The organism is Pseudomonas sp. RSB 5.4, from assembly GCF_037126175.1.
In the GTDB taxonomy this organism is placed as follows: domain Bacteria; phylum Pseudomonadota; class Gammaproteobacteria; order Pseudomonadales; family Pseudomonadaceae; genus Aquipseudomonas; species Aquipseudomonas fluorescens_H.
Genome location: NZ_CP146986.1, coordinates 754,252 through 774,615 on the forward strand (window position 1 = coordinate 754,252; position 20,364 = coordinate 774,615).

Below are 20,364 nucleotides of genomic sequence, written 5' to 3' on the forward strand. Positions count from 1 at the left end.
CGCTCCCACATTGGATCTGTGTCATGCACAAATCCAATGTGGGAGCGGGCTTGCTCGCGAAGAGGCCCTCGAAAACACCGAATCAATTAACCCCGCCGCCAAACTCCTTTCCCGCTCAGCCGCTCCCGATCATGAGCGATGGTGAAATCCTGCTTCGGCCCCTTCGGCACAATCCCCGTCGGATTGATGGTCTTGTGGCTACCGTAGTAGTGATTTTTGATGTGCTGAAAATCCACCGTCTCGCCAAGCCCCGGCCACTGATACAGCTCACGCAGCCAGTTCGACAGGTTCGGATAATCAGCAATCCGCCGCAGATTGCACTTGAAGTGTCCGTGGTACACCGCATCGAAGCGAATCATCGTGGTGAACAGTCGCACATCGGCCTCGGCCAGGTATTCACCCGTCAGATAGCGATTGGCGCTCAGCACCCGTTCCAGATGATCCAGCTCGGCAAACACCTCATCGAACGCCTCTTCATAAGCCTGTTGCGAGGTGGCGAACCCAGCGCGATACACGCCGTTGTTGACTGCGGGATAAATCCGTTCATTCAGTGCATCGATCTCGCCGCGTAACGGCGCGGGGTAGAAGTCCAGCTCGTTACCGGTCAGGTCATCGAAGGCGCTGTTGAACATGCGGATGATTTCCGCCGATTCATTGCTGACGATGCGCTTGAGTTTTTTGTCCCACAGCACCGGTACGGTGACGCGGCCGGTGTAGTCGGGCGTGTCGGCGGTGTAGCGCTGGTGCATGAAATCGAAGTGATCGAGCTTGTCGCCAGTCGAGCCGTGGGCTTTGTCGAAGGTCCAGCCGTTTTCCAGCATCAGCCAACTGACCACGGAGACGTCGATCAGATTTTCCAGGCCTTTGAGCTTGCGCAGGATCAGCGTGCGGTGTGCCCAGGGGCAGGCGAGGGAAACGTAAAGGTGATAGCGCCCGGCTTCGGCGGCGAAACCGCCTTCACCGCTCGGCCCTGGCTGGCCGTCAGTGGTGACCCAGTGACGGCGCTGCGCCTGTTCGCGCTGGAACGCGCCGTCCTTGCTGCTTTCGTACCACTTGTCCTGCCAGTGGCCGTCGACGAGTAAACCCATGATCAAGACTCCTGAATCCAATAAGCGTTGGAGCCGAGTCTATTCCGATGAGTTCGAACAAAAAGCGCAAAGATCGGGCGTCGATGATCGGTTAAATCGATTTGTTACGCGCAGCCCAGTATTGCTCGGCGGTTTCGAACGCTTGCTCGCGACTTTGACCGAGACCGCGCAGGGCCAAGGCCATGGTCGAGATCAGCGCCATCTGCGGATAGCTGTCGACCACCTCGCCGCGCCAAATCGCTTTCAAATGCTCGACATCCAGCGAGGCCGGTTTGACGTGGCGCTGGCTCGACAGTTGCGGCCATTCCTCGTCCCAGCTCTTGCCGCCTGTGGTGCCATAGAGGTGGCTGTCGGCATCCGGGTTGATCTCGATTTCGCCGCCATCGCCCTTGACCACGATCGCCGTGTCGCCGAGCAGACCGCTGGCCTCGCGATGCACCGCTTGATAGCCCGGGTGGAAAATGCTTTGCAGGCCACAACGGGCGCGCAGCGGATTGAGAATCCGTGCCAGCGAATGGATCGGCGAACGCAGGCCCATGGTGTTGCGCAGGTCGATCATCTTCTGCAACTGCGGCGCCCAGTCCATCAGCGGCATGAACGCCAGACCACCGTTGTCCAGCGCGCTGCCGACCTGCTGCCAGGTGCGGCACAGCGGAATGTTCAACTCGCCAAGCAGTTGTTCGGTGTACAGGCGCCCGGCGGTATGCGCGCCGCCGCCGTGCATGAAAATCCGCACGCCGTTTTGCGCCAGGCACTTGGCCGACAGCAGATACCACGGCAGATGGCGTTTCTTGCCGGCGTAGGTCGGCCAGTCCAGATCGACGTTCAGCGTTGGTGCTGACAGGCGCTCGCGGAGGGCTTCGGTGAAACCGGCCATTTCCTCGGCGCTTTCTTCCTTGTGCCGCAGCAGCATCAGAAAGGCCCCGAGCTGGGTGTCTTCGACTTTGTCGTCGAGCACCATGCCCATGGCTTCCCGCGCTTCCTCGCGGGTCAGGTCGCGGGCACCGCGCTTGCCCTTGCCGAGGATCCGCACGAATTGCGCGAACGGGTGCTCGGCGGGCGTTTCGAGGGTCAGCGCTGGAAAGTCGGTCATAAGCAATTCGTCGGTTTGGGCAGGCCCGCCAGTTTCGCGGCGAGCTTGGCAGGGGTGCCTTTGAACAGTCGGTTCAGGTGCAGGCTGTTGCCTTTGTCCGGGCCGAGTTTGAGTGCGGTGTACTTGATCAGCGGGCGGGTGGCCGGCGACAGCTGGAATTCTGCGTAGAAGCTGCGCAGCAGTTCGAGGACTTCCCAGTGTTCCGCCGTCAGTTCGATGTCTTCAGCGGCGGCGAGGGCGCTGGCGACGTCATGGGACCAGTCGTCGAGGTCGACCAGAAAGCCGTCCTTGTCCAGTTCGATGGCGCGGGCGCCGACAGTCATGGAGTTCATAGCCAGCTGTTGACCTTGTCGTGGTGGATCGACAGTTCGACGAAGGCCGGGTAATCGATGGCTTCGGCCCAGTCGGGAGCAACGATGGCACGGGCCTGCAGGTCTTCGGCGAGGGCGAACAGCTTGACCCGGCGCTCGTTCAGCGTGTTGAACGGCGCGGTGCCCGGTTGCAGGGCGTAAACGGCATCGCCGGATAACAGCAAGGCGTCGGCAGCGCCGATCACGCGCAGGCAACTGCTCAGGCGATCGTCGCCGAACGGGGAATGAGACAACACATGCAAAGTCGACATCAGAGGGTGATCACCTGGTCGTAGCGGTCAATGAGGGCGGGGATTTCGCTGGCACCGAGCGGCTGCGCTTCGTCCAGCGACAGACTGCTCAGGCCACGATGGCTGGCGCTGTCGGCGCAGTAGAACAGTTCTTCGACGCCGAACATCGGCAGCGCCTGCAGGTTGGCGCTGAGGTCTTTCTGTTGCAGGGCCTTGGCGTTCTGTCCAGCGGCCAGTTGCAGCACGCCGTCGTCGAGAAACAGCAGGCCGATCGGCAGATCGAACGCGCCGCCGGCCAGCACGATGTCCAGCGCTTCGCGGGCGCCGGGGCCGGACCACGGCGACTGGCGGCTGATGATCAACAGCGATTTGGCCATCTCACGCGCCTCCGAAACAGATCAGTCGATCGGCGTCCTGCACCGCATCGTGCAACTGGCCGAGGCCGGACAATTCCCACGGCGCGCTGACCGCGACCGCATCACGCTGGTAGCGTTTGGCTTCTTCGTCATTCAGCACGCCACGGCGCAGGGCGGCGGCGATGCACACCACGCCGTCCAGTTGCTGCTCGCTGATGAACGCGCGCCACTGTTTGGGCAGGTCCAGTTCGTCCTGCGGGGTGACCACCGCGTCCGAGGCGTTGTAGACGCCGTCCTGATAGAAAAACAGCCGGACAATCTCATGCCCGCCGGCCAGCGCAGCCTGCGCAAACAGCAGGGCACGGCGCGAGGAGGGCGCATGGGCGGCGGAAAACAGCGCGATGGCGAACTTCATGACGGACTCGATCAGCAAAACTGCGGCCATGATAATGCTTTATGAAGGCAGCCGCGAAACCAAGTGAAGCACATGCCCTCTGTGGGAGCGGGCTTGCTCGCGAAGGCGTTGGGTCATTCAAAACATCTTTGACTGATGCACCGCTTTCGCGAGCAAGCCCGCTCCCACAGGATCGTATTTCAGCGGGGCATATAGCCCAGTTGCCAACGCCGCGGAATGCTCAGGGACAGCACGCCCAGTACAGCAGCCAGCAAGCCGCTGGCGAACAATGCCCGAAGCCCGAAATGATGTTCCAGCACCGCACCGAGAATCGCGCCGATGAACATCCCGCTCCACGGCACCAGTTGCACCCGCCAGCCGTTACGGCGTTCGCCGAGCATCCAGCGCCCCAGTCCACGGCCGAACCGCGACAACGCTCCGGTCACGTAAGTCAGGCCGACCGGCAGACCGTTCACTTCCTCGACCGCCGCGTTGAGCATGCCCATTGCGATGATCGCCGCCAGCAGCGCCGGCAGTTGCGTGTCATATGGCCAGGCGGCCGCCAGGCAGAGCAAGGTGGTGATGCACAGCAACAAGGGCAATGTGCGCCGACCACCGAGGCGCCCGATCACGATCCCCAAGGCATTACCGATCACGAAGGTGACGACGAGGATGATCAGGCGCAACGTCAGTCCGAGGTCGCCGTCACTGATCGCCACCGCCAGCCGCGTGGTGTTGCCGCTCATGAACGAAACGAAATCGCCGCTGGCCATGAAGCCGATCGCGTCGGTCATGCCCGCCAGCACCGACAGACTGGCCACCAGTGCCAGACCGATACGGCCACGCCACTTCTGCCGGTGCAGATGTCCGGACGTGGCGCGGTGAGTCGAGGTCGAAGGCAGCATCGGCGGCGATATCCTTGAGCGGCGGTTACGGTTCTAACCCATACAGGTCGCAATAGTCCGGCCAGCTCATGTGCGCCATTTCCGCCACCTCGCGGTGCACCTCCATGCGCTGGGCCTGATAGTCCTCGGGCGTTGCCGCCGTCAGGAGCAAGGTCAGTTCCCAAGCGAACAGCCCTTGATGCTCCGCCTCGGCCTCGAAGGCTTCGTGCAGGCGTTCTTCACGATATTGCGCCGGGGTTTCGCCCTTGGCCTGGGCCAGCAGCGGATTGAGATGATCGAGGGTTTCGCGCAGTTCGGGGCGCGCGTCGAGAAACAGTTTCAGGGCTTGTTCATGTCGCTGGTCGGTGGGCGCCATGTGTGTTCCTTGTGAGGCTGATGACCCTAGGGTGCCGGAGCGGCCGATGCGTGTCGCGCTATAAATGCAGTAAAGCAGAACGATTTTGCCTGTTGCGGTGATACAGTCCGCTTTTTTCTGAATGAGCGAATGCAATGCGAATTCTGATGGTAGCGCTGGCCGCGACCGTGCTGGCTGGCTGCGCGGGTTCGGTGATGGATGATTCTCGCACCAAAGCCCCTTACAAGGTTCTGACCTCGGACAAGCCCGAGCAAGTCGTGGCCCAGTGCGTGCAATTCGCCTGGCAGGACGAGGCGGTGTTTGGCGTGGATGCGGGGGCCTATCTGCAACCGGGCAAGAAGGGTGGTTCGACGGTGTATACGCGTTCGGCGGAGTCGTTTGTCGACGTGACCAGCGATGCGTCGGGGACCGTGCTCAATTATTACGTGCAGAAGGATGATTTTGTCGCTAAGCGCCGGTTGGCGGGGTTGGCGACCTGTCTCTGATCTTGCGTTGAGGCGGCTGCCGCCATCGCGAGCAGGCTCACTCCTACAGGATTGGTGACAAATACAAATCCAGTGTAGGAGTGAGCCTGCTCGCGATGGGGCCAGTGCATTCACCCGGTCAAACGCTTCTGGAAATAATGCCGACTATGCCCCGGCGGGTAGTCCACGATCTCGCCAAACTGGCTGAATCCCAACTTCTTGTAAAACTCCGGCGCCTGAAAATCGAAGGTGTCCAGCCAGATGCCCAAGCAGTTCTTCTCTCGGGCCAGATTTTCCGCCATGGCCATCAGTTCCGAGCCGATGCGTTGTCCGCGGCCTTGTTCCGGGACGCACAGCAACTCAATGTACATCCAGGTAAAAATCACCCGGCCATACAAACCGCCGAGAATCGCGTCGTGTTCATCGCGCACCAGCAGGGCGAAGGGTTCTGACACGGAACCACCGGTCTGGGCGTCGTTATACGCAATCAAAGGCTCGAGAATGGCCTTGCGTTGTTCTTCCGTGGGGTTCTGCGACAGCTCGATTCGTAACGTCATGCGCAACTTCCTTGTGAGGTGAATCCGCAGCCTATCCTGCCGGGGGGCGTCCTCCAAGTCCTTCCTCAAGCCTTTGGAACCGTCGCTGAGACGTCGGGGTCTAGGTTTTACAGCGTCATTTCCGAACGCGACTGATGAGGATCACCCCATGAATATTTTCGAAGCCCTTCGCGAAAGCCATGACCGCCAGCGCAGCTACGCCAAAGCCCTGGTCGAAACCAGCGGTGATACTCCGGAGCGGGTTGAGGCCTACAAACAGCTCAAGGCTGAACTGCAGGCCCATGAAACCGCCGAAGAACGCCACTTCTACATCCCGCTGATGGAATTCGACAACGGTGTCGACCTCAGTCGCCATGCCATCTCCGAGCACCATGAAATGGACGAGATGATGGAAGAGCTGGACGAGACCGAGATGTCCAGTCCGGCGTGGCTGGCGACCGCCAAGAAACTCTCGGACAAGGTTCATCACCATCTCAAGGAAGAGGAACAGAAGTTCTTCCAGATGGCAGGCAAGTTGCTTGACGACAAGCAAAAAGAACAGCTTGCCGGGCAGTACGAAAAAGAATACCAGGCACAACTGGAGTGAGTGGTGAATGCAGGTTTTTGCTGTGTCGGCGTGTAGGCCTTTAGCCATGCGTCAGGTGGGTGTTGTCGCAATTGACTGGATATCCATCCAGTATTTTCGGTGTTTTCAATTCGGGCGGTCGATTGCCTGCGACAAAACCGCCGATGGACAAAAAAACCACCTCCGTTAGCTTGAAGGCCTCTCCTCGGACAGGAGAGTTCTTAAATCAACGGAGTGAAAAACATGAATCAACCACAAGCTCAAACCCAACTGCGACACGGTCGCGTCACCTCTCCAGCCAGCCGCGGTGCGGTAGCCATCGAGCAAGGATTGCTCGGTGCCTGGCAGGTCAACGAAATGGAAGGCGGCAAGAACTTCCCGGCGCTCGTGGCAGGGCCTTTTCCTGCTCCCTATGGCAGCGACAGTGACAGCGTCACACCGCCCGCCGATGGTTACATTCTCAGCGGCGGCAAGACCGATGCCCGTGACTGCGTAAACTTCACCGACGAGGAAATGAGCAAGAAGCTCAACCGTCCGTTCAACTGGCCGCTGCTCAGCGTTACCCCGGGCCAGACACTGGAAGTGAAGTGGGAATACACCGCGCCGCACACCACCCGTGGCTATCGCTGGATGATCACCAAGGATGGCTGGGATCCGAAACAGCGGATTTCCCGTGCACAGCTCGAGGCGCAGCCTTTCGCCGAAGACTTCTACACTCAAGTGCCGTATTACAGCTATCCGGGGGAATTGAAGGCCAAGGTCAATCATTCGGTGAAATTGCCGGCCAATAAAAAGGGTCGTCACGTCATCGTGTTGATGTGGATCGTCGCCAACACCGGCAACGCGTTCTATCAGGCGTTCGACGTCGACTTCAAATAACGGCGTTACGCTCAACCCACAGGTTCTGAAGGATTAGAACATGTCAAATATCGACTTCACGCTAGTGCAAAACCAGGCGGCCGACGCGGCCTCGCTGATGCCGAGCATCGCCGGCAAAAAAATACTCATGGGCTTCTGGCACAACTGGCCGGCGGGTCCGAGTGACGGCTATCGCCAGGGCCGATTCGCCGAGATCGCTCTGGAAGCCGTGCCCAAGGAGTACAACGTGATCGCGGTGGCGTTCATGAAGGGCAGCGGGATTCCGACCTTCAAGCCGTACAACGTCTCCGATGCCGAGTTCCGGCGTCAGGTCGGCGTACTCAACAGCCAGGGGCGGGCGGTGCTGCTGTCCCTGGGGGGCGCCGATGCACACATCGAGTTGCGCAGCGGGCAGGAACAACCGCTGGCCAATGAAATCATCCGTCTGGTGGAAACCTACGGCTTCGATGGGTTGGACATCGATCTTGAACAGAGCGCGATTGATTTCGCTGCCAACAAGACCGTGCTGCCAGCCGCGCTGAAACTGGTCAAGGATCACTACGCAGGCCAGGGCAAGCACTTCATCATCAGCATGGCCCCGGAGTTTCCGTACCTGACCACCAACGGCAAATACGTTGGTTACCTGCAGGCACTCGAAGGCTATTACGACTTCATCGCCCCGCAGTTCTACAACCAGGGCGGCGACGGAGTCTGGGTGCCGGAAGCCAATAACGGCAATGGCGCGTGGATCGCGCAGAACAACGATGCGCTGAAAGAGGACTTCCTCTATTACCTGACCGAAAGTCTGGTGACCGGAACCCGCGGTTTCACCAAAATCCCGGCGGACAAATTCGTCATCGGCCTGCCGGCCAACGTCGATGCGGCCGCCACCGGTTATGTGATCGACAGCACCGCAGTGGGCAATGCGCTCAAGCGTCTGGCGATCAAAGGGCTGCCGATCAGAGGGCTGATGACCTGGTCGGTGAACTGGGATAACGGTGTCAGCAAGGATCGCGTGCCGTACAACTGGGAGTTCAGCCGGCGTTATGGGCCGCTGATTCACGGCGTCCGCACAGCAGTGCAGGAAACGGATGAAGCGTTATCGCGTCTCGCCCGTTAATCGCAAATAAAGAAGCCCGGTAGCGCTGCCGGGCTTTTTTTGTGGGCGCGATTAATCGACTATGGGCGTTTTCCGATGGCACAAGGATCTGGCGTCATGATCAAGACAGCCGAGCGGGTCAACATTGTCGACACTGAGGTGTTGTCCCACGACTGGTATCTGTTGCAGAAAATCACCTTTGACTACCTGCGCAATAACGGCGACTGGCAGCGGCAGACGCGCGAGGTTTACGACCGTGGCAATGGTGCCGCGATCCTGTTGTTCAACCGCGCACAGCGTACCGTGGTGCTGACCCGTCAATTCCGCTTGCCGGTGTTCGTCAACGGCCACGACGGTTTGTTGATCGAAGTGGCAGCGGGGCTGCTGGAAGGTGCTGCGCCGGAACAGCGAATTCGCGATGAGGCCGAAGAGGAAACCGGCTACCGCGTGCATGACGTGAAGAAGGTATTCGAGGCTTACATGAGCCCTGGCTCGGTGACCGAAAAGCTGCACTTCTTTATTGCCGAGTACGACGCGAAGTCGAAGGTCAGCGAGGGTGGCGGACTGGAAGAGGAAACCGAAGAACTGGAAGTGCTCGAGTGGGGTTTCGACGAAGCACTGGCGGCGTTCCAGCGCGGCGAAATCTGCGACGCCAAGACCATCATGCTGCTGCAGTATGCGGCGATGAATAATCTGTTCAACACCTGATTCAGCGCCAATCCATTGTGGCGAGGGAGCTTGCTCCCGCTGGGCTGCGCAGCGGCCCCAGGTTTTTGCCAGTGCTGCGCACCGGAGCGGGAGCGAGCTCCCTCGCCACACAATGGCATTTACAGAGTTAAAACAGGTCGCCTGTTCTACCGACGTCAGACCAGTCACCTCCCTCCAGCGTCAGCAATCTTTCCTTGGCCTCAAGCCCACCCGCAAACCCGGTCAACTTCCCCGACGCGCCAATCACCCGATGACACGGCGCCACGATCGAAATCGGATTGCGCCCATTCGCCGCTCCCACCGCACGTACGGCTGTCGGATTACCGATCTGCTCGGCGATCTGGCTGTAGGTGCGGGTTTCGCCAAACGGAATCGTCAGCAGCGCCGCCCAGACCTTTTTCTGAAAATCGGTGCCGACAAAATCCAGTTCCAGGTCGAAGCGATCACGCTTGCCGGCAAAATATTCTTCAAGCTGCTGTGCGGTTCGCTGCAGCAGCGGATTGTCCGGCGCTTCGCTCATCGGACCGAGGCGCACCCGGCCCGGTTTGTCGTTTTCCCAGAGGATGGCCGCCAGTCGTGAGCCGTTCGCAACCAGCTTCAATTCGCCGACCGGTGAGGGCAGGGTGATGAACGTGTAGGGCATGGGCAAAACTCCGGGTCGGCGCGGCAACGGCAACCAGCATACTGCCTGATCGGGGAGGCGCAAATCGCAATAACGACCATACTGCTGGTTGCCTTTAAAGCGTTCCCCCCTGTTCTGCACACCATCCAATAACAAAAAAGAGATCGACTCATGAAGTACGAACCTTTGGCCAAAACGCTGATTGCGACTTCACTGGCACTGAGCTGCCTCATGGCCCATGCCGCCTCCGTGGCACCGGTTGCCGCCGAGAACGGCATGGTGGTCACCGCCCAGCACCTGGCCTCCCATGTCGGCGTCGATGTGTTGAAAAACGGCGGTAACGCGGTGGATGCGGCGGTCGCCGTGGGCTATGCGCTGGCGGTGGTATATCCCGCGGCAGGCAACCTTGGCGGTGGCGGTTTCATGACCATTCAACTGGCGGACGGGCGCAAGACCTTCCTCGACTTCCGCGAAAAAGCCCCGCTGGCGGCGACGGCCAACATGTATCTGGACAAGGACGGCAACGTCGTTCCCGACCTGAGCACCCGTGGTCACCTCGCCGTGGCGGTGCCGGGCACCGTGTCGGGCATGGAGCTGGCGCTGAGCAAGTACGGCACCAAACCGCGCAAGGAAATGATCGCCCCGGCGATCAAACTGGCTGAAGACGGCTTCGAGCTGGAGCAGGGCGACGTTGATCTGCTGGACTACGCCACCGATGTGTTCAAAAAGGACATGCGTGATTCCGGGTCGATCTTCCTGCACAACGGCGAGCCGATGCAGGTCGGGCAGAAACTGGTGCAGAAGGATCTGGCGAAAACCCTGCGCACCATTTCCGAAAAAGGCGCTGACGGCTTCTATAAGGGCTGGGTGGCCGACGCCATCGTCACGTCCAGTCAGGCCAACAAGGGCATCATCACCCAGGCCGACCTCGACAAGTACAAGACCCGCGAGCTGGCGCCGGTTGAATGCGATTACCGTGGTTACCACGTGGTCTCGGCGCCACCACCAAGCTCCGGCGGGGTGGTGATCTGCGAGATCATGAACATTCTTGAAGGCTATCCGATGAAGGATCTGGGCTTCCATTCGGCCCAAGGCATGCACTACCAGATCGAAGCGATGCGCCACGCCTATGTCGATCGCAACAGCTATCTGGGTGACCCGGATTTTGTGAAGAATCCGATCGAGCATCTGCTGGACAAGAACTACGCGACCAAGCTGCGCAACGCGATCCAGCCGCAGAAGGCCGGAATTTCCGCCGAGCTGAAACCCGGCGTCGCACCGCATGAAGGCAATAACACCACGCATTATTCGATCGTCGACAAGTGGGGCAACGCGGTGTCGGTGACTTACACCCTCAACGACTGGTTCGGCGCCGGGGTGATGGCGAGCAAGACCGGGGTGATCCTCAACGACGAAATGGACGACTTCACCTCCAAGGTCGGCGTGCCGAACATGTACGGCCTGGTGCAGGGCGAGGCCAACGCCATCGCCCCGGGCAAAACCCCGCTGTCGTCGATGAGCCCGACCATCGTCACCAAGGACGGCAAAGTGGTGATGGTGGTCGGCACCCCGGGTGGCAGCCGCATCATCACTGCGACCTTGCTGACCATGCTCAACGTCATCGACTACGGCATGGGCCTGCAGGAGGCGGTCGACGCGCCGCGCTTCCACCAGCAATGGATGCCGGAGGAAACCAACCTCGAAGACTTCGCCGCCAGCCCGGATACGAAGAAGATTCTCGAGAGCTGGGGCCACAAGTTTGCAGGGCCGCAGGATGCCAACCATATCGCGGCGATCCTCGTCGGCGCGCCGTCGCTGGGCGGTAAACCGGTGGGCAACAACCGTTTCTACGGGGCCAACGATCCACGGCGCAATACCGGGTTGTCACTGGGCTACTGAGAGGCGTAAAAAGGGGGCGGATTCAGGTCCGCCCCTGTTTCGAGGCGATCAAGGAAGACCCATCATGTCTAGCGCATTGTTGATCATCGACGTCCAACAGGCTCTCTGCTCGGGCGAATACCAGTGCTTCGACATTCGCCGCGTGATCGATACCATCAACCAGATCAGCACCCGCGCGCGCAAGGCTGGCGTGCCGGTGGTGCTGATTCAGCATGAAGAAAAGGACAGCCCGCTGGCCCATGGTGCCGCAGGCTGGCAACTCGCCGAAGGCCTACTGACGGCCGCGCAAGATCTACGCGTACGCAAAACCACCCCGGATTCGTTCTACCAGACCGACCTGGGCAAACTGCTGCCCAGTGAAGATTTCGAACGCTTGGTCATCTGCGGCCTGCAGACCGACTACTGCGTCAACGCCACCGTGCGTCAGGCCCATGAGCTGGGTTACGACGTGGTGCTCGTGGCAGACGCCCATTCCACCGTCGACAACGGCAACATGAGCGCCGAAGACATCATCGCCGAACACAACAAGGACTTGGCGCACCTGACCGGTGCCACGGCCCGGGTCGATGTCAAACCTGCAGCCGAGATCATTCTCTAAACCAGCGAATACCCCTGTGGGAGCGGGCTTGCTCGCGAAAGCGGCGGGCCTGTGACGCATGTGTGGGCTGATCCGACGCCTTCGCGAGCAAGCCCGCTCCCACATTGATTGATGGTGTTCACGGATTCCATGTCCAGCACAAATCCCCTGTGGCGAGCGAGCTTGCTCGCGCCGGGCCGCGCAGCAGCCCTAACACCTCAAGTCGCAAACAAAACCCCACGAATCTCCCCAGCCCGCGGTGCCACGACGCCCTCCAGCACCATCCGCGTAATCGTCTCCGCCGCCGTCTGATAATCCTCATCCTGCGGCACTGCGCGCCCGGTGATGCAGCCCATTTGCCAGCCAATGTTGGTGTAGGTGCGGGTCGCCGACCAGATGAACAGCATCAGGTGTTCCGGGTCCACCGGGGCCAGGAGGCCGCGTTCGATCCAGCTGCGCAGGCAGTCGACGTTGCGCCGGGCTTCGGCGTGCAGCAGGTCGCGGCACTCGTCTGGCAGTTGGCGACCGCCGAGTAGCAGTTCGCCGCTGAAGACCTTGGCGATGGCCGGATGTTCGCGAGCGATGCGGATGCGTGCGGCGACGTAGGCGCGCAGGCCGATCATGGGATCGTCGCTTTCGCGCAGCGCTGCCGAGGCTTCCAGCAGCGGTTCGACAAACCCCAACAGGACCTTGGAATAGAGGTTTTCCTTGGTCTGGAAGTAGTAATACAGGTTGGCCTTGGGCACGCCGGCACGGGCGGCGATGTCGCGGGTCTGGGTGGCGTCGAAGCCGTTGGCGGCAAACTCTTCGCTGGCGGCGGCGAGGATCAATTGCTCGTTGCGTACGCGAATGGCGCTCATGGGAACACGGTGTGAATGAATGGCATGGGCGGATACTGGCAAATTCGGTTTCGCAATATACAAAACTATATAGCGATGAGGCCAGCTGACTGCTCGATTTGCGGCATAGCTGAGCGAATATTTTTGTGTAAATTTCCCGATGCGGCCTTTCCTCAAGCGACCGCTCTCTCTAGAATCCGCCCCGCCTCCGCAATGGAGGCTCATTGCTATCATTTGGCTCGGTTCATATAGGGAAGACAACATGCAATTCGGGAAAGTCGTGGCGCTGGGCCTGGTGCTCACGCTCGGTGGTTGTGCCAGTTTCACCAAAGACGAAGTTGCGCCGGTCAAGCTGCCATCGATGGCCAGCTACGCGAATAAACCGAACGTGTATGTGGACTTCGACTTCTATCAGGGCGAGCCGAAAAGCACTTCGGCCGTAGAAGTGCCGCAAGCGCGAGATCAGCTCAAACCAGAGCTGCAAAAGATTCTGACCGATTCGGGTCTGTTCGGTCGTGTCACCCTGGACGAGTTCCAGAAGCAGCCGGGTGACTACAGCCTGCGTCTGAAAATGTACAACCATCCGCCGAATGCCGGTTCGATGGTGCTGGCCTTCATCAGTGGTTTCAGTCTGATGGTGATCCCGGCGTACGGCACCGATCAGTACACCATGAGCCTCGAAGCCGTCGACGGCACAGGCCAGGCCCTGACCACCGCGAGCAACCATGATGCGGTCGGTACCTGGATCGGTATCTGGTTCATTCCGCTGATGGGCAACACTCCGAAGGCGGCGGTCAACGACACTTTCGCCCGTCAGGTCAACGCGCTGCTCAAGCAGATGATCGACAACAATACCCTGAAATACTCGGCGCTCGAGACCCGCACTCCGCGGGCCTGATGCCAAAAAAAGAGCCGCAATCGCGGCTCTTTTTTTGCCCTTACTTCAGGGCCTGGATGAACTGCGGATCGCTGTACAGTTCCTTCAGCAGATCGCGCAGCATCGGGTTATAGGCGTTGACCGCATTCGGAATTGCAATGAAACCGAAGAAGCTGCTGCTCCACTGGCTGCTGACATTCTTGGTCGCGTCGTAGACCACATTCTGGCCATTGAGCAGGGTGAAGCGTGCCGCGAGTTGGCCTTCGCCGGTGCCCATGCCGGCCGACAGATTGTTCTTCACCACCAGCACTTTCAGCTGACGCTGAGCTTGCGGATCAAGCAGGCCGGCCTTGCGCAGTTCTTCAGTGATCGCGTCCTGGATGTGCGCCGGGATGCTGCCGGACGGCGAGCGCACCGGATTGGCTCGAACTGTCAGCGAACCTTCGCCGGACTCGGCAGTCACCTGCGAATTGCTGACTGCATGCAGGGGCGGAGTCTGCTTGAGCTTTTGAACGTTTTCGAAGCTCGGTTCGTAGCGGGTCATGGTCATGCCACAACCTTGCAGCAGCACGGCCAGCATCGGGATCAACAACAGAGACTTTTTCACGGCGTTTCCTTGCGTGAGGAATAAGGGGTGCGAATTATGGGCAGAGTGCCATCATTGAGCAATCGACTTTGTCCGTGAGGTGCTCAGGGCTTCAACAGATTTTCGATCTGCGCCAGTTCCCAGGTACTGAGCAGATTCACCGGGTCGGTGCCGTAACGGCTATTGAAATGCCATTCGCGGCCATCCGGGCAGCGGCACTGTTCACAGTGATGCAAGCGCCCACCCTCAACATCCAGCAATAGGCGCCAGCCCTCGATATCGACCGCAACCAGTCCGGCAGCACCGGACGCCTCTAATCGGTTGAACATCAGCACACCCAGCGCAGCCTCGCGCAAGCGCTGGCAAACGTCGCGGGCGGTCAGCAATGCAGTCATGGTCATACTCGGTGGAGGCATAAGCGCGTCAGGATAAATCGCACGGCTACACGTGTCAGCGATCACTGGCCCGATCCCGGACAATTCCGTAACATCCGCAACCCTCTTTTACTTCCGCGAACACCCTCGGCCACGCTCTCAGGTCGTTTAGTCAGGTAAGCCATGAAACCACAACGTCTGCGCGCCGATGTCCTGGCCGGACTCACCACCTCGTTTGCCCTGTTGCCCGAATGCATTGCGTTTGCGCTGGTGGCGCATCTCAATCCGCTGATGGGCCTGTACGGCGCCTTCATTATTTGCACGCTGACCGCGTTGTTTGGCGGGCGGCCGGGGATGGTCTCCGGGGCGGCAGGCTCGATGGCGGTGGTGATCGTCGCGCTGGTGGTGCAGCACGGCGTGCAATACCTGCTGGCAACGGTGTTGCTCGGCGGTCTGATCATGATGGCGTTCGGGCTGCTGCGCCTGGGCAAACTGGTGCGCATGGTGCCGCACCCGGTGATGCTCGGCTTCGTCAACGGTCTGGCGATCATCATTGCGCTGGCGCAACTGGAGCATTTCAAGAGCGGCGAACACTGGCTCAGCGGCACGCCGCTGTACCTGATGACCGGGCTGGTGCTGCTGACCATGGCCATCGTCTACATTCTGCCGCGCCTGACCCGCGCGGTGCCGCCGGCACTGGTGGCGATCCTCGGCGTGGGCCTGCTGGTCTACCTGTTCGGCCTGCCGACCCGCACACTTGGCGACATGGCGCACATCGCCGGTGGTCTGCCGAGCTTCGCGCTGCCGGACATCCCGTGGACGCTGGAGACCCTGCGCATCATCGCCCCGTACGCGATTCTGATGGCGCTGGTCGGTCTGCTGGAAACTTTGCTGACGCTGAACCTCACCGATGAAATCACCGAAACCCGTGGCTACCCGGATCGCGAATGCGTGGCGCTGGGCGCGGCGAACGTGGTCTCCGGCGCGTTCGGTGGTATGGGCGGTTGCGCGATGATCGGCCAGACCGTGATCAACCTCAGCTCCGGCGGCCGTGGGCGTTTGTCCGGGGTGGTGGCGGGGGTGCTGATTCTGCTGTTCATCCTGTTTCTGTCGCCGCTGATCGAGCGCATTCCGCTGGCGGCGCTGGTGGGGGTGATGTTCGTGGTCTCGCAGCAAACCTTCGCCTGGGCGTCGTTGCGTGTATTGAACAAAGTGCCGCTTAACGATGTGCTAGTGATCATCGCTGTGACCAGCATCACCGTGTTCACCGATCTGGCCACTGCCGTGCTGTGCGGGATCATCATCGCCGCGCTGAACTTCGCGTGGCAGCAGGCCCGCGAGTTGTACGCCGATGAGCATCTGGAAGCCGACGGCAGCAAACTCTACCGCCTGCACGGCACGTTGTTTTTCGCCTCGACCACGCCGTTCCTCAACCAGTTCGACCCGGCCAATGACCCGGAGCGGGTGACCCTGGATTGCCGGCATTTGAGCTTCGTCGATTATTCGGCGATTGCCGCGTTGAAGACCTTGCGTGAGCGTTACGCCAAGGCCGGGAAGGAATTGCAGGTGTTTCATCTGTCCGAGCGCTGCAAGAAGCTGTTCAAACGCGCCGGCGTCGAACACCACTGATCAACTGTGGGAGCGGGCTTGCTCGCGAAGGCAGCGTGTCATTCAACACACAAGTTGACTGACCCAGCGCTTTCGCGAGCAAGCCTGCTCCCACAGATGAGATTCCAAACATAGCTACCCGGCGAACTTCTTCGCCCCGGCCACACACAGAATCACCCCCAACGTCACCGCCAGCATCCCCACACTCACCTGTTCATGCAGCAACGTCGCCGCCAGTGCCAGACCGAAAAACGGCTGCAGCAATTGCAGTTGGCCGACCGCCGCGATCCCGCCCTGGGCCAGACCGCGGTACCAGAACACAAAGCCGATCAGCATGCTGAACAGCGCCACATAGGCCAGGCACATCCAGGCCGACAGGCTGATGTGGCTGAACGAGGCGGGCGCCAGGTACAGGCTGAGCAAGGCCATCACCGGCAGTGACAACACCAGCGCCCAGCAAATCACCTGCCAGCCGCCGAGAACTCGCGACAGTTTCGCGCCTTCGGCGTAACCCAGGCCACAGGCCAGAATCGCGGCGAGCATCAGCAGGTCGCCGGTGGGCGAGGCGGTCAGCCCCTGTGACAGAGCAAAGCCGACGACCAACGCGCTGCCCAGAATCGAAAACCCCCAGAACACCGGTCGCGGGCGCTCACCGCCGCGCAGCACGGCAAAAATTGCCGTCGCCAGTGGCAGCAATCCTACAAACACAATCGAATGCGCCGACGTCACGTGTTGCAGCGCCAATGCCGTCAGCAGTGGAAAACCCAGCACCACACCCAACGCCACAACCAACAACGACCACCACTGATCGCGTGCCGGACGCCGTTCGCGAAACAGCCACAGCAGAACCACCGCCAGCACCCCGGCAATGGCCGCGCGCGCCACGGTGAGAAACACCGGATCGAATTCCAGCACCGCCAGACGCGTGGCCGGGAGTGATCCGCTGAAGATCACCACGCCGATAAAGCCATTGATCCAGCCACTGGTTTTTTCCAGGGCCGGGTTAACCGGGTTCGAAGTCCGTTCCATAGAAGGTCGCGCTCAAAGGGTGGGGTTGCTTTCGAGCCATCCTGGAGCCGAGAATCAGCACAATCAAATAATTGTCATGGATACATCCAGCATGCCGCGCTCGCGCTACAAAACCCTCGTTGACGCCTATGCCGCTGACATTCGCGCGGGGCGTCTGGCGCCCGGAACGCGACTGCCCACCCACCGGGAACTGGCGGCCAACGAAGGCCTGGCACTGGTTACTGCGTCGCGGGTGTACGCCGAGCTTGAGGCGATGGGGCTGGTCAGCGGCGAAACCGGGCGCGGGACGTTTGTGCGCGAAACCTCGTTGTCGCCGGGGCAGGGCATCGACCAGAAAGACGTGGCGGTCGGCATGATCGACCTCAATTTCAACTATCCATCGCTGCCCGGTCAGGCCGATCTGTTGCGCACGGCGTTACGCCAACTGGCCCTGTCTGGCGATCTGGAAGCCTTGCTGCGTTACCAGCCCCACGCCGGGCGCCCGCATGAGCGCGCCTCGATTGCGCGGCATATGCAGGATCGCGGGGTGCAGGTCGATGCCGGGCAAGTGCTGATCGTCAACGGTGCCCAGCAAGGGTTGGCGGTGACGCTGATGGCGTTGCTCAAACCCGGCGATGTGATTGCAGCGGATGCGCTGACCTATTCCGGCTTCAAGGTGTTGGCCGAAGCGCTGCATCTGGAAGTGGTGGCGATCCCGCCCGGTGATCACGGGCCAGACTTGGCGGCACTGGAAAAGCTATGTCGCAGCCGCTCGGTGCGGGCCGTGTACAGCATGCCGACGCTGCACAATCCATTGGGTTGGGTGACGCCGATCGAGCAGCGCGAGCAATTGGTCGCGCTCGCCCGACGGCATGATCTGACGCTCATCGAGGACGCGGCCTACGCCTTTCTGGTGGAAAACCCACCGCGTACCCTGGTCGACCTGGCACCGGAGCGCACGGTGTACGTCTCGGGACTTTCGAAGAACATTGCCACTGGGCTGCGTGTCGGTTTCATTGCTGCGCCGCTGCACACGGTGCCGGCGCTGGAACGGATCATTCGCGCCACCACCTGGAACACCCCCGGCGTGATGACCGCGATGGCTTGCGGCTGGCTCGACGATGGCACCGTCACCCTACTCGAACAACAAAAACGCGACGACGCCAAGGCCCGGCAAACCCTGGCCGCCGAGTTGCTGCAAGGGCTGACCTGCATCGGCCATCCATCCTCCTATTTCCTGTGGCTGCCACTGCCGGAAGACGTACGCGCCGATCAGATTGTGGTGGAGTTGATGCACCAGCAGATTTCGGTGACCACCGCCGAGCCGTTCGCCGTATCGGCGCATGTGCCGCATGCGATTCGGCTGGCGTTGGGGTCGGTGCCGATGGATGTCCTGCGTCAGGCATTGATCACCGTCAGAAAGGTCATCGGCGCTTACCTGTAAAAAGCACCTGCTGTGAAAAAGCCTGTGGCGAGGGAGCTTGCTCGCGCTGGGTGCGAAGCGCCCCCTACGATGAGCCTGCTGAATAGGCCAGCGGGAGCAAGCTCCCTCGCCACAAAGTGTTAGCCTTGCCTCAACTGCATCACACCGTTCTGGATCGCCCGATGAAAAACACCGTTGCACTGCTTCTTGCCCTCACCGCAACCGCCATTCTGTTCAGCTCAACCGCCCGCGCCGCAGGCGATCCGGCAGCCGGCGAAAAGATCTTCCCGCGCCTGTGCGGCGGCTGCCACCAGGTCGGCCCGGATGCGCGCCCGGGGTTCGGCCCGCAACTCAACGGCATCATGGGTCGACCCGCCGGGACGTCGGCCAATTACGTGTATTCCGACGCGATGAAAAATTCCGGCAAGACTTGGGATCGCGAAACGCTGACTGCGTATCTGAAAGATCCAAAGGGCGTGGTGCCGGGCACGCGGATGATTTTCTGGGGGCTGAGTGATGAGGAGAAGATCGATAATTTGCTCGCGTATCTGCAGCAATTCTCCAACTAAATGTTTTGCTCGGCCTGCGCGGCAAACCATTGCATGACCACCGCGCACGCCGCATGCGAAGCCGCTGCCGGTTGCAGGCACAAGGCGTAAATCCCGCCGGTTTTCAGCGGTGGTCCGAACGGCACCACCAACACCCCGCGCTCGATGGACTCTGCCGCGAGCGTCATGTCCGTCACCGCAACGCCCAAGCCTCGCGCCGCCGCATCCAGTGCCAGCTCATCGAGGTTGAACGGAATGTGCCGGTAACTCTCCAGTGGCTTGCCGCCATTGGCCGCCAGCCATTCGATCCACGCCTGCCGATCGGCAGAGCGATGCAGCAACGCAAAGCGCTGCAACTCCGCGACTGATCGAGGCGCCTGCGGCAGGCTCGGCGCACACACGGGCACCAGCGTTTCCTCAAACAGCGTCAGGCAGTCTGCGTCACTGGTTGGCTGCGGCAGATAAAGAATGTAGGCGTCGCTGTCACTGGCCGGTTCAACCACCTCGGTGGCAACGGTTTCTATCGCCAGCGAGACCTCGGGGTGGCTGAGGTAGAAGTCGTTGAGTTTGGGCAGCAGCCAGCGCACCGCCAGTGACACATGCATGCGAATGCGGAACGGGCGTTGCTGCGGAACGAGGCGCTCTTCGAGGGTTTTCAATTGTTCGAGAATGCTGACGGCGCTGGCCAGTACCTGTTCGCCTTCCGGGGTCAGGCGCAGGCTGCGGCTGGTTCTGATGAACAGCGCAACGTTGAAATGGTTTTCCAGTTGCTGGATCTGCCGGCTCACCGCGCTTTGGGTCAGGCACAGCTGTTGCGCGGCCTGGGTGAAGCTGGCGCAACGGGCGACTTCAACCAGCGTCTGCATGGCCTGCAGGGACGGTACGTGGCGGATTTTATCCATGCGTTTTCAGAATGGCTCGATGATTTTATAACGTTGGTTGGGCCAGCCAAGACCTTAT

25 protein-coding genes and 1 pseudogene are annotated in these 20,364 nt (G+C 60.6%); 11 read left to right on the forward strand and 15 right to left on the reverse strand.

What is annotated here, in order from left to right:
- Positions 1-86 precede the first annotated feature (86 nt).
- From V9L13_RS03205 to V9L13_RS03240, 8 genes are all read right to left on the reverse strand, one after another.
- Positions 87-1,088 carry a glutathione S-transferase family protein gene (locus V9L13_RS03205; RefSeq protein WP_338801436.1) on the reverse strand — a complete coding sequence of 334 codons (1,002 nt, stop codon included), beginning with the start codon at positions 1,086-1,088 and terminating at the stop codon, positions 87-89.
- 91 nt (positions 1,089-1,179) lie between these two features.
- Positions 1,180-2,181 carry a glycosyl transferase family protein gene (locus V9L13_RS03210; RefSeq protein ID WP_338801437.1) on the reverse strand — a complete coding sequence of 334 codons (1,002 nt, stop codon included), beginning with the start codon at positions 2,179-2,181 and terminating at the stop codon, positions 1,180-1,182.
- Positions 2,178-2,513, reverse strand: coding sequence for a TusE/DsrC/DsvC family sulfur relay protein (locus V9L13_RS03215; RefSeq protein WP_003223861.1), 336 nt, complete (start codon positions 2,511-2,513; stop codon positions 2,178-2,180). The genes V9L13_RS03210 and V9L13_RS03215 overlap by 4 nt, the downstream gene beginning before the upstream one ends.
- Positions 2,510-2,803: a sulfurtransferase complex subunit TusB gene (gene tusB, locus V9L13_RS03220; protein ID WP_338801438.1), complete on the reverse strand. Its 294-nt coding sequence runs from the start codon at positions 2,801-2,803 to the stop codon at positions 2,510-2,512. Before tusB ends, V9L13_RS03215 begins: the two co-directional genes overlap by 4 nt.
- Positions 2,803-3,159, reverse strand: coding sequence for a sulfurtransferase complex subunit TusC (gene tusC, locus V9L13_RS03225; protein ID WP_338801439.1), 357 nt, complete (start codon positions 3,157-3,159; stop codon positions 2,803-2,805). The genes tusB and tusC overlap by 1 nt, the downstream gene beginning before the upstream one ends.
- 1 nt (position 3,160) lies before the next feature.
- Positions 3,161-3,553, reverse strand: coding sequence for a sulfurtransferase complex subunit TusD (tusD, locus tag V9L13_RS03230; protein WP_027614682.1), 393 nt, complete (start codon positions 3,551-3,553; stop codon positions 3,161-3,163).
- 179 nt (positions 3,554-3,732) lie between these two features.
- Positions 3,733-4,437 carry a YoaK family protein gene (locus tag V9L13_RS03235; RefSeq protein ID WP_338801440.1) on the reverse strand — a complete coding sequence of 235 codons (705 nt, stop codon included), beginning with the start codon at positions 4,435-4,437 and terminating at the stop codon, positions 3,733-3,735.
- A gap of 25 nt (positions 4,438-4,462) precedes the next feature.
- Entirely contained in the window at positions 4,463-4,792 is a 330-nt protein-coding gene (locus V9L13_RS03240; RefSeq protein WP_201138123.1) for a DUF6388 family protein, read from the reverse strand.
- Between the two features lie 134 nt (positions 4,793-4,926).
- On the opposite strand from V9L13_RS03240, the gene V9L13_RS03245 reads away from it, so the two are divergent.
- Complete coding sequence (locus V9L13_RS03245) at positions 4,927-5,277, forward strand: hypothetical protein (protein ID WP_103486093.1); 351 nt, start codon at positions 4,927-4,929, stop codon at positions 5,275-5,277.
- Between the two features lie 110 nt (positions 5,278-5,387).
- Here V9L13_RS03245 and V9L13_RS03250 read toward each other — a convergent pair whose 3' ends face one another.
- Positions 5,388-5,813, reverse strand: a complete 426-nt coding sequence (locus tag V9L13_RS03250; RefSeq protein ID WP_338801441.1) for a GNAT family N-acetyltransferase — start codon at positions 5,811-5,813, stop codon at positions 5,388-5,390.
- A 148-nt stretch (positions 5,814-5,961) separates the two neighbouring features.
- Between V9L13_RS03250 and V9L13_RS03255 the strand changes: the two genes are divergently transcribed.
- The 4 genes and pseudogenes from V9L13_RS03255 (at position 5,962) to V9L13_RS03270 (ending at position 9,043) form a co-directional block, all read left to right on the forward strand.
- Positions 5,962-6,399, forward strand: coding sequence for a hemerythrin domain-containing protein (locus V9L13_RS03255; RefSeq protein ID WP_003223870.1), 438 nt, complete (start codon positions 5,962-5,964; stop codon positions 6,397-6,399).
- Between the two features lie 222 nt (positions 6,400-6,621).
- A complete protein-coding gene (locus tag V9L13_RS03260; protein WP_003223871.1) occupies positions 6,622-7,257 on the forward strand; it encodes a lytic polysaccharide monooxygenase auxiliary activity family 9 protein in 636 nt (211 codons plus the stop codon).
- Between the two features lie 40 nt (positions 7,258-7,297).
- Positions 7,298-8,299: pseudogene (locus V9L13_RS03265) on the forward strand (chitinase); the annotation flags it as partial.
- A gap of 153 nt (positions 8,300-8,452) precedes the next feature.
- The gene (locus V9L13_RS03270) at positions 8,453-9,043 is read left to right on the forward strand and encodes an NUDIX domain-containing protein (RefSeq protein WP_103521197.1); all 591 of its coding nucleotides are present in this window, start codon (positions 8,453-8,455) and stop codon (positions 9,041-9,043) included.
- Between the two features lie 127 nt (positions 9,044-9,170).
- Here the strand turns inward: V9L13_RS03270 and V9L13_RS03275 are convergent, their stop codons facing one another.
- The gene (locus V9L13_RS03275) at positions 9,171-9,686 is read right to left on the reverse strand and encodes a methylated-DNA--[protein]-cysteine S-methyltransferase (protein WP_338801442.1); all 516 of its coding nucleotides are present in this window, start codon (positions 9,684-9,686) and stop codon (positions 9,171-9,173) included.
- A 150-nt stretch (positions 9,687-9,836) separates the two neighbouring features.
- Between V9L13_RS03275 and ggt the strand changes: the two genes are divergently transcribed.
- Together ggt and V9L13_RS03285 are read left to right on the forward strand one after the other, a co-directional pair.
- On the forward strand, positions 9,837-11,564 hold the full coding sequence (ggt, locus tag V9L13_RS03280; protein ID WP_338801443.1) for a gamma-glutamyltransferase: 1,728 nt from the start codon (positions 9,837-9,839) through the stop codon (positions 11,562-11,564).
- A 64-nt stretch (positions 11,565-11,628) separates the two neighbouring features.
- Positions 11,629-12,162 (forward strand): cysteine hydrolase family protein, encoded by a 534-nt coding sequence (locus tag V9L13_RS03285; protein ID WP_338801444.1) that lies wholly within the window; start codon positions 11,629-11,631, stop codon positions 12,160-12,162.
- A gap of 197 nt (positions 12,163-12,359) precedes the next feature.
- On the opposite strand, the gene V9L13_RS03290 is transcribed toward V9L13_RS03285, so the two are convergent.
- Positions 12,360-13,001, reverse strand: a complete 642-nt coding sequence (locus V9L13_RS03290; protein ID WP_045122389.1) for a TetR/AcrR family transcriptional regulator — start codon at positions 12,999-13,001, stop codon at positions 12,360-12,362.
- Positions 13,002-13,242: 241 nt separating this feature from the next.
- Between V9L13_RS03290 and V9L13_RS03295 the strand changes: the two genes are divergently transcribed.
- Positions 13,243-13,878, forward strand: coding sequence for a hypothetical protein (locus tag V9L13_RS03295; protein WP_338801445.1), 636 nt, complete (start codon positions 13,243-13,245; stop codon positions 13,876-13,878).
- Between the two features lie 40 nt (positions 13,879-13,918).
- Here V9L13_RS03295 and V9L13_RS03300 read toward each other — a convergent pair whose 3' ends face one another.
- Positions 13,919-14,464: a hypothetical protein gene (locus V9L13_RS03300; RefSeq protein ID WP_338801446.1), complete on the reverse strand. Its 546-nt coding sequence runs from the start codon at positions 14,462-14,464 to the stop codon at positions 13,919-13,921.
- An 83-nt stretch (positions 14,465-14,547) separates the two neighbouring features.
- A complete protein-coding gene (locus V9L13_RS03305; RefSeq protein WP_338801447.1) occupies positions 14,548-14,838 on the reverse strand; it encodes a hypothetical protein in 291 nt (96 codons plus the stop codon).
- Between the two features lie 162 nt (positions 14,839-15,000).
- Between V9L13_RS03305 and V9L13_RS03310 the strand changes: the two genes are divergently transcribed.
- Positions 15,001-16,446, forward strand: a complete 1,446-nt coding sequence (locus V9L13_RS03310) for a SulP family inorganic anion transporter (RefSeq protein WP_338801448.1) — start codon at positions 15,001-15,003, stop codon at positions 16,444-16,446.
- Between the two features lie 114 nt (positions 16,447-16,560).
- Here the strand turns inward: V9L13_RS03310 and V9L13_RS03315 are convergent, their stop codons facing one another.
- Complete coding sequence (locus V9L13_RS03315; RefSeq protein ID WP_338801449.1) at positions 16,561-17,454, reverse strand: DMT family transporter; 894 nt, start codon at positions 17,452-17,454, stop codon at positions 16,561-16,563.
- A gap of 91 nt (positions 17,455-17,545) precedes the next feature.
- On the opposite strand from V9L13_RS03315, the gene V9L13_RS03320 reads away from it, so the two are divergent.
- Both V9L13_RS03320 and V9L13_RS03325 read left to right on the forward strand, forming a co-directional pair.
- The gene (locus V9L13_RS03320; protein ID WP_338801450.1) at positions 17,546-18,877 is read left to right on the forward strand and encodes a PLP-dependent aminotransferase family protein; all 1,332 of its coding nucleotides are present in this window, start codon (positions 17,546-17,548) and stop codon (positions 18,875-18,877) included.
- 161 nt (positions 18,878-19,038) lie between these two features.
- Positions 19,039-19,425: a cytochrome c family protein gene (locus V9L13_RS03325; protein WP_338801451.1), complete on the forward strand. Its 387-nt coding sequence runs from the start codon at positions 19,039-19,041 to the stop codon at positions 19,423-19,425.
- Here the strand turns inward: V9L13_RS03325 and V9L13_RS03330 are convergent.
- The gene (locus tag V9L13_RS03330) at positions 19,422-20,306 is read right to left on the reverse strand and encodes a LysR substrate-binding domain-containing protein (protein ID WP_338801452.1); all 885 of its coding nucleotides are present in this window, start codon (positions 20,304-20,306) and stop codon (positions 19,422-19,424) included. The genes V9L13_RS03325 and V9L13_RS03330 overlap by 4 nt on opposite strands.
- Positions 20,307-20,364: the final 58 nt, after the last annotated feature.

What these genes read in the sequence shown, in the direction of transcription:
- V9L13_RS03210 (WP_338801437.1), bottom strand. Translation starts at nt 2,181, where the DNA reads ATGACCGACTTTCCAGCGCTGACCCTCGAAACGCCCGCCGAGCACCCG.
- tusB (WP_338801438.1), bottom strand. Translation starts at nt 2,803, where the DNA reads ATGTCGACTTTGCATGTGTTGTCTCATTCCCCGTTCGGCGACGATCGC.
- tusD (WP_027614682.1), bottom strand. Translation starts at nt 3,553, where the DNA reads ATGAAGTTCGCCATCGCGCTGTTTTCCGCCGCCCATGCGCCCTCCTCG.
- V9L13_RS03250 (WP_338801441.1), bottom strand. Translation starts at nt 5,813, where the DNA reads ATGACGTTACGAATCGAGCTGTCGCAGAACCCCACGGAAGAACAACGC.
- V9L13_RS03240 (WP_201138123.1), bottom strand. Translation starts at nt 4,792, where the DNA reads ATGGCGCCCACCGACCAGCGACATGAACAAGCCCTGAAACTGTTTCTC.
- V9L13_RS03310 (WP_338801448.1), top strand. Translation starts at nt 15,001, where the DNA reads ATGAAACCACAACGTCTGCGCGCCGATGTCCTGGCCGGACTCACCACC.
- V9L13_RS03290 (WP_045122389.1), bottom strand. Translation starts at nt 13,001, where the DNA reads ATGAGCGCCATTCGCGTACGCAACGAGCAATTGATCCTCGCCGCCGCC.
- V9L13_RS03255 (WP_003223870.1), top strand. Translation starts at nt 5,962, where the DNA reads ATGAATATTTTCGAAGCCCTTCGCGAAAGCCATGACCGCCAGCGCAGC.
- V9L13_RS03325 (WP_338801451.1), top strand. Translation starts at nt 19,039, where the DNA reads ATGAAAAACACCGTTGCACTGCTTCTTGCCCTCACCGCAACCGCCATT.
- V9L13_RS03260 (WP_003223871.1), top strand. Translation starts at nt 6,622, where the DNA reads ATGAATCAACCACAAGCTCAAACCCAACTGCGACACGGTCGCGTCACC.
- V9L13_RS03330 (WP_338801452.1), bottom strand. Translation starts at nt 20,306, where the DNA reads ATGGATAAAATCCGCCACGTACCGTCCCTGCAGGCCATGCAGACGCTG.
- tusC (WP_338801439.1), bottom strand. Translation starts at nt 3,159, where the DNA reads ATGGCCAAATCGCTGTTGATCATCAGCCGCCAGTCGCCGTGGTCCGGC.
- V9L13_RS03320 (WP_338801450.1), top strand. Translation starts at nt 17,546, where the DNA reads ATGCCGCGCTCGCGCTACAAAACCCTCGTTGACGCCTATGCCGCTGAC.
- V9L13_RS03295 (WP_338801445.1), top strand. Translation starts at nt 13,243, where the DNA reads ATGCAATTCGGGAAAGTCGTGGCGCTGGGCCTGGTGCTCACGCTCGGT.
- V9L13_RS03285 (WP_338801444.1), top strand. Translation starts at nt 11,629, where the DNA reads ATGTCTAGCGCATTGTTGATCATCGACGTCCAACAGGCTCTCTGCTCG.
- V9L13_RS03205 (WP_338801436.1), bottom strand. Translation starts at nt 1,088, where the DNA reads ATGGGTTTACTCGTCGACGGCCACTGGCAGGACAAGTGGTACGAAAGC.
- V9L13_RS03275 (WP_338801442.1), bottom strand. Translation starts at nt 9,686, where the DNA reads ATGCCCTACACGTTCATCACCCTGCCCTCACCGGTCGGCGAATTGAAG.
- V9L13_RS03235 (WP_338801440.1), bottom strand. Translation starts at nt 4,437, where the DNA reads ATGCTGCCTTCGACCTCGACTCACCGCGCCACGTCCGGACATCTGCAC.
- V9L13_RS03315 (WP_338801449.1), bottom strand. Translation starts at nt 17,454, where the DNA reads ATGGAACGGACTTCGAACCCGGTTAACCCGGCCCTGGAAAAAACCAGT.
- V9L13_RS03270 (WP_103521197.1), top strand. Translation starts at nt 8,453, where the DNA reads ATGATCAAGACAGCCGAGCGGGTCAACATTGTCGACACTGAGGTGTTG.
- V9L13_RS03305 (WP_338801447.1), bottom strand. Translation starts at nt 14,838, where the DNA reads ATGACTGCATTGCTGACCGCCCGCGACGTTTGCCAGCGCTTGCGCGAG.
- ggt (WP_338801443.1), top strand. Translation starts at nt 9,837, where the DNA reads ATGAAGTACGAACCTTTGGCCAAAACGCTGATTGCGACTTCACTGGCA.
- V9L13_RS03215 (WP_003223861.1), bottom strand. Translation starts at nt 2,513, where the DNA reads ATGAACTCCATGACTGTCGGCGCCCGCGCCATCGAACTGGACAAGGAC.
- V9L13_RS03245 (WP_103486093.1), top strand. Translation starts at nt 4,927, where the DNA reads ATGCGAATTCTGATGGTAGCGCTGGCCGCGACCGTGCTGGCTGGCTGC.